Annotated in this window: 16 protein-coding genes; 7 read left to right on the top strand and 9 right to left on the bottom strand. The window is 72.5% G+C overall.

Translation table 11 applies throughout. The features are described 5' to 3' along the window. Positions 1-19: 19 nt before the first annotated feature. Both ACIRPU_RS38030 and ACIRPU_RS38025 read right to left on the bottom strand, forming a co-directional pair. The gene (locus ACIRPU_RS38030) at positions 20-226 is read right to left on the bottom strand and encodes a ferredoxin (protein ID WP_385565339.1); all 207 of its coding nucleotides are present in this window, start codon (positions 224-226) and stop codon (positions 20-22) included. Positions 227-235: 9 nt separating this feature from the next. Next, positions 236-1,552: a cytochrome P450 gene (locus ACIRPU_RS38025; protein ID WP_403875784.1), complete on the bottom strand. Its 1,317-nt coding sequence runs from the start codon at positions 1,550-1,552 to the stop codon at positions 236-238. A gap of 300 nt (positions 1,553-1,852) precedes the next feature. Between ACIRPU_RS38025 and ACIRPU_RS38020 the strand changes: the two genes are divergently transcribed. Together ACIRPU_RS38020 and ACIRPU_RS38015 are read left to right on the top strand one after the other, a co-directional pair. Beyond that, the gene (locus tag ACIRPU_RS38020; protein WP_403875780.1) at positions 1,853-2,476 is read left to right on the top strand and encodes a LysE family transporter; all 624 of its coding nucleotides are present in this window, start codon (positions 1,853-1,855) and stop codon (positions 2,474-2,476) included. A 104-nt stretch (positions 2,477-2,580) separates the two neighbouring features. Continuing rightward, on the top strand, positions 2,581-3,030 hold the full coding sequence (locus ACIRPU_RS38015) for a nitroreductase family deazaflavin-dependent oxidoreductase (RefSeq protein ID WP_403875777.1): 450 nt from the start codon (positions 2,581-2,583) through the stop codon (positions 3,028-3,030). A gap of 135 nt (positions 3,031-3,165) precedes the next feature. On the opposite strand, the gene ACIRPU_RS38010 is transcribed toward ACIRPU_RS38015, so the two are convergent. After that, positions 3,166-4,083 (bottom strand): cation diffusion facilitator family transporter, encoded by a 918-nt coding sequence (locus ACIRPU_RS38010; protein WP_403875847.1) that lies wholly within the window; start codon positions 4,081-4,083, stop codon positions 3,166-3,168. Positions 4,084-4,362: 279 nt separating this feature from the next. On the opposite strand from ACIRPU_RS38010, the gene ACIRPU_RS38005 reads away from it, so the two are divergent. Further along, positions 4,363-5,382: a glutathione S-transferase family protein gene (locus ACIRPU_RS38005; protein ID WP_403875774.1), complete on the top strand. Its 1,020-nt coding sequence runs from the start codon at positions 4,363-4,365 to the stop codon at positions 5,380-5,382. Between the two features lie 41 nt (positions 5,383-5,423). Next, a complete protein-coding gene (locus tag ACIRPU_RS38000) occupies positions 5,424-5,720 on the top strand; it encodes a DUF4235 domain-containing protein (RefSeq protein ID WP_384121080.1) in 297 nt (98 codons plus the stop codon). 189 nt (positions 5,721-5,909) lie between these two features. Here the strand turns inward: ACIRPU_RS38000 and ACIRPU_RS37995 are convergent, their stop codons facing one another. Both ACIRPU_RS37995 and ACIRPU_RS37990 read right to left on the bottom strand, forming a co-directional pair. Then, positions 5,910-6,302, bottom strand: coding sequence for a VOC family protein (locus ACIRPU_RS37995; protein ID WP_384114691.1), 393 nt, complete (start codon positions 6,300-6,302; stop codon positions 5,910-5,912). Positions 6,303-6,375: 73 nt separating this feature from the next. Beyond that, entirely contained in the window at positions 6,376-6,840 is a 465-nt protein-coding gene (locus ACIRPU_RS37990) for a pyridoxamine 5'-phosphate oxidase family protein (RefSeq protein ID WP_384114694.1), read from the bottom strand. 134 nt (positions 6,841-6,974) lie between these two features. On the opposite strand from ACIRPU_RS37990, the gene ACIRPU_RS37985 reads away from it, so the two are divergent. Together ACIRPU_RS37985 and ACIRPU_RS37980 are read left to right on the top strand one after the other, a co-directional pair. Beyond that, positions 6,975-7,337, top strand: a complete 363-nt coding sequence (locus tag ACIRPU_RS37985) for a DUF1304 domain-containing protein (protein WP_355702764.1) — start codon at positions 6,975-6,977, stop codon at positions 7,335-7,337. Continuing rightward, on the top strand, positions 7,334-7,897 hold the full coding sequence (locus ACIRPU_RS37980) for a TetR/AcrR family transcriptional regulator (protein ID WP_403875769.1): 564 nt from the start codon (positions 7,334-7,336) through the stop codon (positions 7,895-7,897). Before ACIRPU_RS37985 ends, ACIRPU_RS37980 begins: the two co-directional genes overlap by 4 nt. A gap of 7 nt (positions 7,898-7,904) precedes the next feature. On the opposite strand, the gene ACIRPU_RS37975 is transcribed toward ACIRPU_RS37980, so the two are convergent. Together ACIRPU_RS37975 and ACIRPU_RS37970 are read right to left on the bottom strand one after the other, a co-directional pair. Next, positions 7,905-8,759 carry a hypothetical protein gene (locus ACIRPU_RS37975; RefSeq protein WP_403875766.1) on the bottom strand — a complete coding sequence of 285 codons (855 nt, stop codon included), beginning with the start codon at positions 8,757-8,759 and terminating at the stop codon, positions 7,905-7,907. A 73-nt stretch (positions 8,760-8,832) separates the two neighbouring features. Beyond that, a complete protein-coding gene (locus ACIRPU_RS37970) occupies positions 8,833-9,789 on the bottom strand; it encodes a GlxA family transcriptional regulator (protein WP_403875763.1) in 957 nt (318 codons plus the stop codon). A 71-nt stretch (positions 9,790-9,860) separates the two neighbouring features. Between ACIRPU_RS37970 and ACIRPU_RS37965 the strand changes: the two genes are divergently transcribed. Next, entirely contained in the window at positions 9,861-10,811 is a 951-nt protein-coding gene (locus tag ACIRPU_RS37965; protein ID WP_384114706.1) for an NADP-dependent oxidoreductase, read from the top strand. Positions 10,812-10,870: 59 nt separating this feature from the next. On the opposite strand, the gene ACIRPU_RS37960 is transcribed toward ACIRPU_RS37965, so the two are convergent. Continuing rightward, complete coding sequence (locus ACIRPU_RS37960) at positions 10,871-11,977, bottom strand: NAD(P)-dependent alcohol dehydrogenase (protein ID WP_403875759.1); 1,107 nt, start codon at positions 11,975-11,977, stop codon at positions 10,871-10,873. Between the two features lie 30 nt (positions 11,978-12,007). Then, positions 12,008-13,462, bottom strand: a complete 1,455-nt coding sequence (locus tag ACIRPU_RS37955; protein WP_403875756.1) for an aldehyde dehydrogenase family protein — start codon at positions 13,460-13,462, stop codon at positions 12,008-12,010. Positions 13,463-13,554: the final 92 nt, after the last annotated feature.

The raw sequence follows: 13,554 nt of genomic DNA, 5'->3' as shown, positions 1-13,554 counted from the left end.
AGGGGCCCCGGGCCGGACGTCAGCCGGCGGCCGTCCCGGACACCTTGATCGCGCCGACCGGGCAGGCCCGCGCGGCCTCCCGGACCATCGGGTCGCCGCCGCCGTCCTCCCGGCCGGGCAGAAGGGCGCTGAAGCCGTCGTCGTCCTGGGTGAAGACGCCCGGGGCGGCCAGGGCGCACTGGCCGGCGCCGATACAGACGTCCGTGTCGATGTGAATGTCCGTCACGGGTGCCCCCTACCAGGTCACGGGGAGTTCCAGCATCCCCTGGATGGTGTCGCCCGGCTTCCAGCGGACCGCGTCGGCGGGCACGGCCAGCCGCAGGCCGGGGAGCCGCTCCAGGAGAGCGCCCAGGGCGATCTCCAGCTCCGCGCGGGCCAGGTTCTGGCCGAGACACTGGTGGATGCCGAAGCCGAACGCGACATGGTGGCGGGCGGAGCGGTGCCAGTCGAGGGTGTCCGGTTCGGGGTAGGCGCTCTCGTCGCGGTTGATGACCGAGGTCGCGAAGACCACGCCCTCCCCCGCCCGGATCGTCGTCCCGGCCACCTCGATGTCCTCGGTGGCCCGGCGCAGCAGCCCGTCGGCGATGGACAGCATCCGCATCAGCTCCTCGACGGCCGCCGGCAGTTTCGACGGGTCGGCGCGCAGCTCGGCCAGCCGCTCGGGGTGCCGGAGCAGGGTGTAGGTCCCCAGCGAGATCATGTTGGCCGTCGTCTCGTGGCCCGCGACCAGCAGGATCGTGGCCAGTGCGATCGCCTCCTCCCGGTCCACCGTGCCCGCGCGCACCTGCTCATGGACCAGGGCGTCCAGGACGCCGTCACCGGACGGCGCCGCCAGCTTCCGGTCGATCAGCGCGCCGAGGTAGGCGTCGAGCCGGTCGCGCGCCGCGCGCACCTCGTCCGGCACCCTGCTGCGCAGCAGCCGCCGCGACTGCTCCTCGAAGAACTCGTGGTCGGCGTACGGGACGCCGAGCAGTTCGCAGATCACCGTGGACGGCACGGGCAGCGCGAAGGCGTTCACGAGTTCCGCGGGCGGTCCCTGCGCCAGCATCGCGTCGATGCGCTCGTCGACGATCCGCCGGATGGCCGGGCGCAGGGCGGTGGCGCGTTTGAGGGTGAAGCTCGCGACCAGCAGCCGGCGTTGGACGTGGTGCTCGGGGTCGTCGACGTTGAGCAGGGCGGAGCGGCGGTCGCGCAGCGCCGCGAAGCGGGGCGAGGTCGCCGGGTAGCCGGGGCGGGTGCGGTCGGTCGACAGGCGGGGGTCGGCGAGGAGGGCGCGGGCCGCCTCGTGCCCGGTGACCAGCCAGGCGAGCCGGCCGTCGTAGAGGGTGACGCGGGCCAGCGGACGGGAGTCGCGCAGGGGGTCGTAGGCGGCGGGCGGCTGGTAGGGACAGGTGCGGTCCTGGGGGTAGGCGACGGGGGCCGGTCCGGACCGCCCATCCGTCAGATCCGATGCGTCCGTCGCGCCCGTCGTGCCCCTCGTATTCGTCGTGCCCGTCGTGCCCGTTACGCCCGTCGCGTTCCTCAGGTCCGTCGTGTCCGTCGTGTCCGTCATGGGTGACCTCGCAGACGAAGAGTGCGTCATGCCGATCTTCATTAGATGCCCCGGGCATCTATGGGGCGACGCGGAGTTCGGCCAGATCGACCAATGGGGCGATTCGGCCGGAACCATTCGTTCCGAAGCGTCACTCTTGGGACGGCGGCGGGAAAACCGGTTGCCGTCGCCCTGCCCTCACCCGCAGGATCCGGCCATGTCCACATTCGACGCCCTCCTGCCGCTGACGCCCGCCACCGCTCTCGCGGCGCGCAGCCGACAGCAGCCCGGCCGTCCCCGGAGGCCCGATACCGCGCGACCGTGACGACCGCGCTCGTCGCGGGCCTGGTCGCGGGCTACGGCATCGCCGTACCCGTCGGCGCGGTCGCGACCTACCTCGTCTCCCTCACCGCCCGCACCTCCCTGCGCACCGGCGTGTGCGCCGCGCTCGGCGTCGCCCTCGCGGACGGCCTCTACGCCCTGGTCGCCACGGTCGGGGGCGCCGCCGTCGCCGCCGTGCTGCGGCCGGTGCTGACGCCGTTGCGCTGGGCCTCGGCCCTGGTCCTGCTGGCGCTGGCGGCGCGCGGCGCGGCGACAGCCGTACGCCGGTACCGGGCCCGGTGGCTCGGCACCCGGTCCGCTCCCCCGCCGCCGAGCCCGGCCCGGGCCTGTCTGAGCCTGTTCGGCATCACCCTCCTCAACCCGACGACCGTGATCTACTTCGCCGCGCTCGTCCTCGGCACCGGCGCCACCGAGTCCGTACGACCCCTGGAACAAGGCGTGTTCGTGCTGGCGGCCTTCCTCGCGTCCGCGAGCTGGCAGGTGTCGCTCGCCGGCGGCGGCGCGCTGCTGGGCCGGCTGCTCACCGGCCATCGGGGGCGGCTGCTGACGGCGCTCGTGTCGAGCGGGGTGATGACGGTGCTGGCCGTGCGCATGATGACCTAGGTCGTGGGGCGGATGAATCTCGCGGCCACCGATGTTGAACCAGGTTGCGAGTCTGACGTACGTGACGCGAACGACGCGGCGCGATGACGAAGGGGACGGATGCCATGCCTCTCGAAGGCGAGTACGAAGCCAGCCCGACGCAGTGGGTGCGCGAGCAGGTGGAGCAGTACGAGCGCTCCGGCGGCACCGAGGCGACGACGCTGGGGGACACCGGAATGCCCGTCATCCTGCTGACCACCCGGGGCGCGAAGAGCGGGAAGCTCCGCAAGACGCCGCTGATGCGGGTGGAGCACGACGGCCGGTACGCCCTGGTCGCCTCGCTGGGCGGGGCGCCCAAGCATCCGGTCTGGTACTTCAACGTCAAGGCCGACCCGCAGGTGGAGCTCCAGGACGGGCCGCGCAAGCAGGACATGACGGCCCGTGAGGTCACCGGCACGGAGAAGGCCGAGTGGTGGGAGCGCGCCGTCGCGGCGTACCCGCCGTACGCCGACTACCAGGAGAAGACGGACCGGGAGATCCCGGTGTTCGTCGTGGAGGCCGCCGCCGGCAACTGAGACGTCGGCCTCCGCCCGGGCACGGAAGGGGGTCCTGCGGGGGCCGTTCGAGCGAGGCTGGACGACTCCTCGAGCGTCTTGTAGAAAAATCTGTCGCGGACAGGCATGACGGTGCTCCCACCGGGCACCCGACTGTCAGGCCCCGCCGCGTTCCCCCGTCGCGGCGGGGCTTTCCGCTGCCTCGCGCGCGCCGCGGTCGGTCACGTCGAGGAAGATCTGGTCCGCCTCGGGCACCGTCGCCGCGATCGAGCGCTTGATGCGCACCGCGACCTCCTCGACCCGCTCGCTGTCCAGGCCCGGCATGAGGTCGACGCGGGCCGCCACCAGGGCCGCGTCGAGACCCATCTTCATCGTGAACAGCGCTTCCACGCTGTCGATCTCGGGCTGGGCGTCGAGCAGCGCGCGGATCCGCGCTCCGGTCTCCGGGTCGGCGGCCTCGCCGATGAGCTGGTCGCGGGCCTCGCGTCCGAGCCGGTAGGCGACGTAGACGAGCAGCACGCCGATCGCCAGCGAGGCGGAGGCCTCCCACACGACCTGTCCGGTCACCATGTGCAGGATCATGCCGATCGCGGCCAGGGTGACGCCGAGCACGGCGGTCCCGTCCTCGGCGACGACCGTGCGCAGGGCCGGGTCGCGCATCCCCGCGACCCCGCCGCCCTGTTTGTGCACCTGGTGCAGGGCCCGGGCCAGCGAGGCGCCCTCGGCGACGAAGGCGACCCCGAGCACGATCAGGCCCACCACATAGCCGCTGAGCTTCTCGTCGACGCCCGACCGGAGAGCCTCGACGCCCTGGAAGAAGGAGAAACAGCCGCCCATGACGAAGATCCCCACGGCGGCCAGCAGCGACCAGAAGAAGCGCTCCTTGCCGTAGCCGAAGGGGTGCCGGGCGTCGGCCGGGCGTCGGCTGCGGCGCAGTGCGGCGAGGAGGAAGACCTCGTTCAGACTGTCGGCCACGGAGTGCGCCGCCTCCGACAGCAGCGCGGGCGAGCCCGCGAACAGACCGCCCAGCGCCTTGGCGACGGCGATCACCAGGTTGGCGGCGAGCGCCACCAGTACGGTGACGCGGGTCTTGCGGTCGGCGGCCGACTCGCCGGTGCCGTCGTCTCCTCTCCCTCGCTCCTTCTCCTCGGCCGCCCGCTCGGCGTTCGCATCGGCGGTCCGTTCGGCGGTCCGTGTGGTGTGCCGTTCTGAAGATGTCCGTGTCACCCTCGCCGAATGCCCAGGCGGGTCGAGCTCATACCGTGCCGTCGGCGGAAATCGGGGAACGCGTTCAGCAGGACATGCACGCGAACAGGACACGCACGAGACGACGCGACGTCGACAGGAGGCACCATGAGCGGCGGGGGCGACGGCAACAGCGCGTACGGCCACAAGGCGTTCCAGCGGTCGAAGAGTCACTTCACCGACCGGATCACCGCGGACGGCCGGGACGGCTGGCCGGTGACGGCGGGCCGCTACCGTCTGGTGGTCAGCCGTGCCTGCCCGTGGGCGAGCCGGGCGGTGATCTCCCGGCGTCTCCTCGGCCTGGAGGACGCGCTGCCGATGGCGATCGCCGACCCCATCCAGGACGACCGCAGCTGGCGCTTCACCCTCGATCCGGACGGCCGCGACCCGGTCCTCGGCATCCGCTACCTCAGCGAGGCGTACGACCGCCGGGGCCCCGACCACGGGGACGGCGTCAGCGTGCCGGCGATCGTGGACGTGCCCAGCGGCGAGCTGGTGACGAACGACTACCAGCAGCTCACCCTGGACCTCGCCACCGAATGGACCGCACTGCACCGTCCAGGTGCCCCCGAGCTCTACCCCGACGGGCTGCGCGACGAGATCGACACGGTCATGGCCGACGTGTACGAGGACGTCAACAACGGGGTGTACCGGGCGGGTTTCGCCAGTGAGCAGGGCGAGTACGACCAGGCGTGCGCGGCGGTGTTCCGACGGTTGGAGCTGCTGGCGTCCCGACTGGCCCGGCAGCGCTACCTGGTGGGGGACACGATCACCGAGGCGGACATCCGGCTGTTCACCACACTGGTGCGTTTCGACGCCGTCTATCACGGCCACTTCAAGTGCAACCGCTGGAAGCTGACGGAGAACCCGGTCCTGTGGGCGTACGCCCGGGATCTCTTCCAGACGCCCGGCTTCGGCGACACCGTCGACTTCGATCACATCAAGCGGCACTACTACCAGGTGCACACCGGCATCAACCCGACCCGGATCGTCCCCCTCGGCCCGGACCTGGCCGGCTGGCACGCCGCCCACCACCGCGAGGAACTCGGCGGCCGTCCGTTCGGCACCGGGACACCGCCCGGTCCGGTCCGCGTCGACGAAGAGGTTCCGGCGCGGGGACGACCCTGAGACCCCCTCCACGCAGCACCGAAAGAAGGAGTGAGACACACGTGGCCAAGAAGAAGAAGCTCCCCCTTGCCTACAAGCCCATCGGATTCGTGCTCGGCTGGGCGAGCGGCGCCCTGGCGGGAGCCGCGTTCCGCAAGGCGTGGAAGGCGATACGACACGAGGACAACGCTCCGGACGCCCTGGACCGGGACCGCGGCTGGGGCGAGATCCTGCTGGCCGCGGCGGTCCAGGGCGCGATCTTCGCGGCGGTCCGCAGCGCCGCGGACCGCACCGGCGCGAAGGCGATCGAGCGCTCCACGGGAGTGTGGCCGGCCCAGGACAAGGGTGGCCGGGACTGAGCGGTCGACTGAGCGGTCGACTGAGCGGTCGACTGAGCGGTCCGCCCGGGGGCGGCCGCGGTCGGCGGTGGGTCCGCGGCGCCCCTCGGGGCTCCGCGGACCCATCGCCGGTCCGGTTCCGGCCCGGCCCTGCCCGGCGCCGTCCGGGTGGGGGCCGGGCCGTTCCCGTTCCCGCTCCCGGTTCCGGCTTCAGCCCTGCTTGGGCGCCGTGGGGGGCTCGAGGCGGATGGTGAAGGAGTGTCCGGACGGGTCGGAGTAGCCGCGCTCCTCGTGCGGGCCGGGGGCACCCCTGGTCTCCAGGGGGCGGCCCCCCAGACCCACGACCCTGCGTTCCACCTCGTCGAGGTCGTCGACGAGGAAGTCCAGGTGGGCCTGAAAGGAGTTCTCGGGGCGGGGCCAGCTCGGCGGGGTCGCGTTCACGTCGCGCCGGAAGGCCAGGCGGGTCCCGTCGTCGCCCCTGATCTCCACGCGGTTGGCGGACGCGACGATCTCCTCGGCGTCCAGCAGCCCCTTGTAGAACTCGGCGAGCTTCTCGGGCTCGGCACAGTCGAGCACCACGACGCCCGCTTTCACCAATGCCATGTCGTCGTCTCCTCCGCGAGATCCGGAACGGGGCGGGCGAGTCCCGTCCCCGAACCTTGCGGATACCCCGGTTTCAGTCGGCCACCAGCCACGTCCCGTCCCGCATCAGCTCCCGCCCCTGGATCTCGTCGGCCGCCCGCCAGGCCTGGATCCGGCCGGGGAGGACTCGGAAGTACAGGTAGGGCGCGGCCAGTTCGCGCGGGTCGAAGCCGGTCTTGCCCGCGAAGATCTCGGCGTCCTCCTCCGGCAGCTCGACGGGCGGCACGGCCACGGCGGTGCCCTCGATCATCACGACGTCCTGGGTGGGGCCCACGGCGATGCGCGCGACGCCGGTGGCCAGCAGGTTGCGTCCGGTGGGGCTGGTGGCGGGCGTGGCGAAGAGCAGGGTCGCGCCGTCCCAGACGAAGGAGAGGGGGACCAGATAGGGGGCCGCACCCCCCTCGGCGGCCGTGGCGACCCAGGCGTCGACGTCGTGTTCGAGCCGGTGGAGGGTGTCGTGCTTGCGCTGCTTCGCGGGGCGTGCGGGTGCTGGCGTCATGGTTTCAGTGTGGCCGTCATCGTCCGGTTCGCACCAAATGTCCTGAGCCTGAGGTCACGCGTCCCACCGGTGACTGGACTTCTTGGACAGGTGTCCCGCTATAGTGGACACCTGTCCAAGAAATTGAGGGAGACATGGAAATCCTGGCGAACGTGCTGGTCGCCCTGGTGGCCGCGCTGCATCTCTACATCCTGGTGTTGGAGATGTTCCTGTGGCAGAAGAAGCCGGGGATGTCGTTCCACGGCCTGGACGCGGAGATGGCGAAGCGGACCGCCGCCCTGGCCGCCAACCAGGGGCTCTACAACGGCTTCCTCGCGGCGGGCCTGGTGTGGGGGCTGATCGCGGCCGACCCGACCGGCTTCCGCGCACAGGTGTTCTTCCTGTCCTGCGTGATCGTGGCCGGCGTGTACGGCGCGGCCACGGCGAACCGCCGGATCCTGGTCGCCCAGGCCCTGCCCGGCGCGCTCGCCCTGGCCGCCGTCCTGATCGCGCAGTGACCCGCGGCGAGCCCGAGGACCCGCGCGCGGCCCGCACCCGGGCGCGGCTGCGTTCGGCACTGCTGGAGGAATGCGCCGAGCGGCCGCTGGAGGAGGTCGGCGTCGCCGCCCTGGTGCGGCGGGCCGGGGTCGGCCGGGCCACCTTCTACGTCCACTATCCCGACCTGGAGGCGCTCGCGGTCGACGCCTGCGCGGACGTCGTGCGCGAGGCCGTGGAGGCGCTGCACGCCTGGCGGGGGCGGCCCGACCCGGTACGGGCGCCGGCCGCTCTGCCGGAGTTCTTCGGCTCGCTGACGCCGCACGCCACGCTGTACCGCACCCTGCTGGCGCCGGGCGGCGGCGGGCCGCTCGGCCGCGTGCTGCACCGGGATCTACGGGCCTACAGCCTGCGGGAGCGGGAGCGGGCGGGAGCGGCCGACGCGCCCCTGGTCGCCTCGGCCGTCGCCGCGACCTTCGCGGGGGTGCTGGCGGACTGGCTGCACGGCGACCTCGAAGGCACGCCCGGTGAGATCGCCGACCAGGTGTGGCAGTTGCTGGTCGCGCTGCACGCGAGCCGCTGACCGGCGGTCACGCGCACGCCACCATCTCCTTCGCCAGGGGCCAGGCCTCGACACCGTCGGCGGTGCGGACGTACGCCGTCGAGGCGTCGTCCGTCAGCCACAACCGCCAGTCCTCGTAGCGGTATCCGGTGTCGTGGGCGTCCGCCGGCATCACGGCGTCGCCGTCGTACGGGGAGGTCAGCAGGGACTCCTCGATCACGCCGTCGGGGTCGCGGACGTACTGCCGGTAGTTCTCCCCGCGGCCCGTCCCCAGGAAGTGCGCCGTCTGCCAGTCGCAGTGCTCGGCACCGGGGTAACTGCTCAGCGTCGTGGTCGCGACCCGCTCACCGTGCTCGTCGGTCCAGATCTCCTCGTCGCCGGCGTCGGTGACGCTCGCGGGCAGTTCGGCCGGATCACAGGAGGCGTGGGTCTCCGGACCCCAGCCCGGCCGGTCCTTCTGATCCCGGGCGACGACGACGGCGATCTTCGTCCGGCCGTCCACGTCGTACGAGTACAGCACCCGGTCCGCCTCCTCGCGCTCCACCCGGAAGCCGGAGTGCGGGCCCGTCGGCTCGAACAGGTCGAACCAGAGCCGCAGCCCCTCCTCCGGGGTGTCACCGCCGTCGCGCTCGCTCCAGCCGTCCGGCCCGCCGCCCCAGAAGATCTCCCCGTCGCACTCCAGCGCCCGGCCGGCGGCGCCGGACGAGCTGCGCATGGCCTGCGGGGTGCTCTCGTCCAGCTCCTTGGTGACGATGTCCAGCGGACCGGTGTACGGCGTCGCCGGTGGCGTTCCCGCGACGACCACGTCCGTCTCGACCCCGGTACCGCATCCCACGGCCGCCAGTACCACCAGCAGCCCCGACGCCACGAACCGTGCGCGCATACCCGCCCCCCGTTTCCGTTACCCGGCCGCCCGTTCGCGCCCGCTCCTGTGACGCGGCAGCGATCCGGAACGTTCACCGGGCCGTCTGGAACGTCCTGCGGTACGCCTGGGGGGAGACCCCGATGGCCGCGTGCAGGTGCTGGCGCAGCGAGGCGCCGGTGGCGAAGCCGACCCGGCCCGCGATCTGGTCGACGGAGAGATCGCTGGCCTCCAGCAGGTGCCGGGCGTGCACCACACGCTGCTGGATCAGCCAGCGGCCCGGGCTGATGCCCACCTCGTCGTGGAAGCGGCGGGCGAAGGTGCGCGGGCTCATCCTGGCGTGCGTGGCGAGGTCGGCGAGGGCGAGGGGCTCGTCGAGGCGCTCCAGGGCCCAGGCGCGGGTGGCCGCCGTGCTCGCCGCGCCGGCCTCGGGAACGGGCTGTTCGATGTACTGCGCCTGGCCGCCGTCGCGGAACGGCGGGACCACGCAGCGGCGGGCCACCTTGTTGGCGAGTTCGCTGCCGTGGTCCTTGCGGACGAGGTGCAGACAGATGTCGACCCCGGAGGCGGCGCCCGCCGAGGTCAGCACCCGGCCGTCGTCCACGAAGAGGACGTCCGGGTCGAGGTCGACCCGCGGGTACATCCGGCCGAACGCCTCGGCGACCTGCCAGTGGGTGGTGGCCCGGCGGCCGTCGAGGAGACCGGCGGCGGCGAGGACGAACGCGGCCGTGCAGATGGAGACGATGCGCGCGTCGGGACGGATCAGGGCGAGCGCCGCGGCCACCCCGTCCGGAAGTTCGGCGGTGACCCAGTCGGACGCCACCGGGGCGACGACGACCGTGTCGGCCGTGGCCAGGACCTCCGGGCCGTGCCGCACGCCGATCGTGAAGTCGGCGTTGGTCTGCACCGGACGGCCGTCGACCGAGCAGGTCAGGGTCTCGTAGTGACCGTCGGCCGCGCCGAGGATCCGGCTGGGGATGCCGAGTTCGAAGGGGTAGACGCCGTCGAGGGCGAGGACGACCACCCGGTGCTTGCGCTGCTGTGCCTGCATGGCACGATCCTATCGAAGCTTGGCAATCTTGCCATTTCCCGGCCGGGTGCGGCCCGGCAGGCTGGTTCACCATGAGCACTGTGAACACCATGCGCGTCATCGGCCAGAACGTCCTCGGCGGTCCCGAGGTCCTGAGGGAGACGGAAGTGGAGCGGCCCGCGCCGCGTCCGAACGAGGTACTGGTCCGGGTGCGCGCCGCCGGCGTCAACCCGACCGACTGGAAGCACCGCGCCACGGGCGGGTTCCTGGGCGAGCCGCCCTTCGTCCTGGGCTGGGACCTCTCCGGGACCGTCGAGGCGGTCGGCATCGGGGTGGCGACCTTCGCGCCCGGCGACGAGGTCTTCGGCATGCTGCCCTACCCCTACGGCCACGGCTCGCACGCCGAGTACGCCATCGCCCCGGTCCGCGCCCTGTGGCACAAGCCGGCCGGGATCGACCACGTCCAGGCGGCCGCGCTGCCGCTGGTCTCGCTGACCGCCTGGCAGGCCCTGGTGGAGAACGCCGGCCTCGAGGCCGGGCAGCGGGTGCTGATCCACGCGGCCGCGGGCGGCGTGGGCCATGTCGCCGTGCAGATCGCCAAGGCGCGCGGCGCGTACGTGATCGGCACGGCCAGCGCGGGCAAGCACGACTTCCTGCGGGAGCTCGGCGTCGACGAGGTGATCGACTACCGGGAGAACGACGTCACCGAGGCCGTGAAGGACGTCGACGTGGTCCTGGACACGCTGGGCGGGGACACCTCCGTGCGGTCCCTGCGCGTGCTGCGGCCGGGCGGGGTCGTGGTGTCGATCCTGCCGGTGGGGTCGGACGAGTTCTACGAGGAGGCGGAGCGGCTCGGCGTCCGGGCGGTGCGGATGCTCGTGGACGCCGACCGGGCCGGGATGCGGACGATCGCCGAGCTGGCCGGGACGGGGAAGCTGCGGGCCACGATCGCGGGCGCCTTCCCGCTGGCCGACGCCGCCGAGGCGCACACGCTCGGCGACACCGGCCGGACCACCGGGAAGCTGGTCCTGACGGTCGACTGACGCGCCGTCGGCGAATGACCGTCAGAAGATCGCCGTCAGGCCGACGGTCAAGATGACCGTCAGAAGATGAGCACGGGCTTGATGGTCCTGCCCGCGGTCATGTCCCGTACCGCCTGGTCGATGTCCGCGAACGGATAGGTGCCGATCAGGCGGTGCAGCGGGAGCCGCCCCTCCTTGACCAGCTCGACCAGGGCCGGGATGAAGGCCTGCGTCTCGCTGTCGCCGAGGGTGAGCCCGACGACCCGCTTGCCGCCCAGCAGCCCGTTGACGTCCAGGGCGACCTCACTGCCGAAGGGCGGTGCGCCCACGACGACGAGGGTGCCGCGGGCGGCGAGCGCGTCGACGCCCTGCCGGAGCACGGCCGTGTTGCCCGTGGTCTCCACGATGCCGTCGGCGCCCCGCCCGCCGGTGATCTCCGCGACCGCCTCGCCCAGCGGGGTGCCGCCCGCGTCCACGGTGTGCGTGGCGCCCAGCTCCTTGGCCAGCTGGAGGCGTTCGGCGACCCGATCGACCGCGATGATCGTGGTGGCCGGGGTGAGGGCGGCCGCCATGACCGCCGACAGGCCGACGGCGCCCGCGCCGAGGACGACGATCGTGCTGCCGGTCGCCGGCTTCAGCACGTTCCAGACCGCGCCGACGCCGGTCTGGACTCCGCAGCCCAGCGGGGCGATCGACGCCAGCGGTACGCCGGGGTCGACCTTGACGAGGCTGCGCTCGTCGACCAGGGCCCGCTCGGCGAAGGAGGACTGGCCGAAGAAGTGGCCGCCGAGGGGCTCGCCGTCCCGGCTGATGGTGCTGGTGCCGTCGGCGCGGCGGCCGCCGATGAGGTTCAGCGGCAGCCAGGTGGCGCAGTAGGCGGGGTGGCCGCCGTGACAGTTGCGGCAGTCGCCGCAGGAGGTGAAGGACAGCACGACGTGGTCGCCGGGGGCCACGCCTGTGACGGCGGAGCCGACCGCCTCGACGACGCCCGCGCCCTCGTGGCCGAGGACTCCGGGCAGCGGGAAGGGCAGGCCGCCGCTCGCCACCCCGAGGTCGGTGTGGCACAGTCCGGCCGCCACCAGACGGACGACCGCCTCGTGCGGGGCGGGGTCGTCCAGGACGACCTCGGACAGGGTGAAGGGGGCTCCGCCGGACTCTACGACGGCGGCGCGTGTGGTGATGGACATGGGTTGAACTCCCTGTGCTTCGCGGCGCGTTCAGTCGAGCGAGACGACGACGGACTTGACCTTGGTGTACGCGTTGAGCGCCTCGGGGCCGTACTCGCGGCCGAAGCCTGAGTCCTTGACGCCGCCGAAGGGGACGGCCGGGTCGAGCATCGCCCAGTCGTTGACCCAGACGATGCCTGCCTGGAGCCGGTCGGCGACGCGGTGCGCGCGGGCCAGGTTGCCGGTCTGGACGCCCGAAGCCAGGCCGTACGGCGTGGAGTTGGCCAGCGCGACGGCCTCGTCCTCGCCGTCGAAGGGCTGGACGGTGAGGACCGGGCCGAAGATCTCCTCCTGGACGACCCGGGAGTCGTTCGCGAGGTCGGCGATCACGGTGGGCTTGTAGTAGTAGCCGCCGTCGAGGTCGAGCCGTTCGCCGCCGCAGACGATGCGGGCGCCCTCCTTGCGGGCCAGTTCGACGTACTCCTCGACCTTGCGCAGGTGCTTCTCCCCGGCCATCGGGCCGACGACGGTCCCCACCTGCCGGGGGTCGCCGACCGGCACCCCGGGGACGGCCTCGGCGAGGATGTTCAGCAGGGTGCTGTAGACCGGGCGGGCCACCAGCAGACGCGGGCCGCCCATGCAGAACTGGCCGGTGTTGAAGACGAAGCCCTTGATGACCGCGCCGACGGCCTTCTCCAGGTCGGCGTCCTCGAAGACGAGGTGCGCCGCGTTGCCGCCCAGTTCCATGGTCACCGGCTTGAGGTTCTCGCCCGCGACGCTCGCGGCGTGCCGGCCGATCGCGGTGGAGCCGGTGAAGGCGATCTTGCCGACGCCGGGGTGCCGCAGCAGTGCCTCACCGACCACCGGGCCGGCGCCGGTGACGACGTTGACCACCCCGTCGGGGACGCCGGCCCGCTGGAACAGTCCCGCCATGTACAGGGCGCTGAGCGGGGTCTCGTCGGCGGGCTTGTGGACGACCGTGTTACCGGCGGCGAGCGCCGGGGCGATCTTCGAACCGGCCAGGATCAGCGGGAAGTTGAACGGGGTGATCGCGGCGACCACACCGATCGGGCCCCGCTTGGTGTAGGCGAGGGCGTTCATCGGGGTGTCGCGGGTCGCGCCGTCAAGGGAGAAGGCGAGGGCGGCGAAGTACTCGTAGTCGTTGGCCGCGTTCGTGACGTCGACCGCGTGCGCCAGGGTGATCGGCTTGCCGACGTCCAGGCTCTCCAGCCGCGCGATCTCGTCGGCCTCCGCGCGGATCAGCTCCGCCACCCGGAGCAGCACGCGGCCGCGCTCCCGGCCGCTCAGTGCGGACCACGTGCCGGCGTCGAAGGCCGCACGCGCGGCCCGTACGGCGGCGTCGACGTCGGCGGCGCCCGCCTCCGCGACGGTGGTGACGACCGCGCCCCGGGACGGGTCGACCACCTCGGTCCGCGCCCCGTCCGCGGCCTCGCGCCACTGTCCCCCGATGAACAGCCGACCGGGGTCGATCTCGAAGGTGGTCATCACCACTCCTCAGCATCGTCGCCAAGATTTCAACAAACAGGATTCCTGTTGGTCCGCAGTCTCATTACAGACAGGTTTCCTGTCAATGGTCT

The organism is Streptomyces sp. NPDC102259, from assembly GCF_044766465.1.
In the GTDB taxonomy this organism is placed as follows: Bacteria; Actinomycetota; Actinomycetes; order Streptomycetales; family Streptomycetaceae; genus Streptomyces.
The sequence above is the reverse complement of the archived record's forward strand: the minus strand, read 5'-3'. Positions and strand labels throughout refer to the sequence as shown.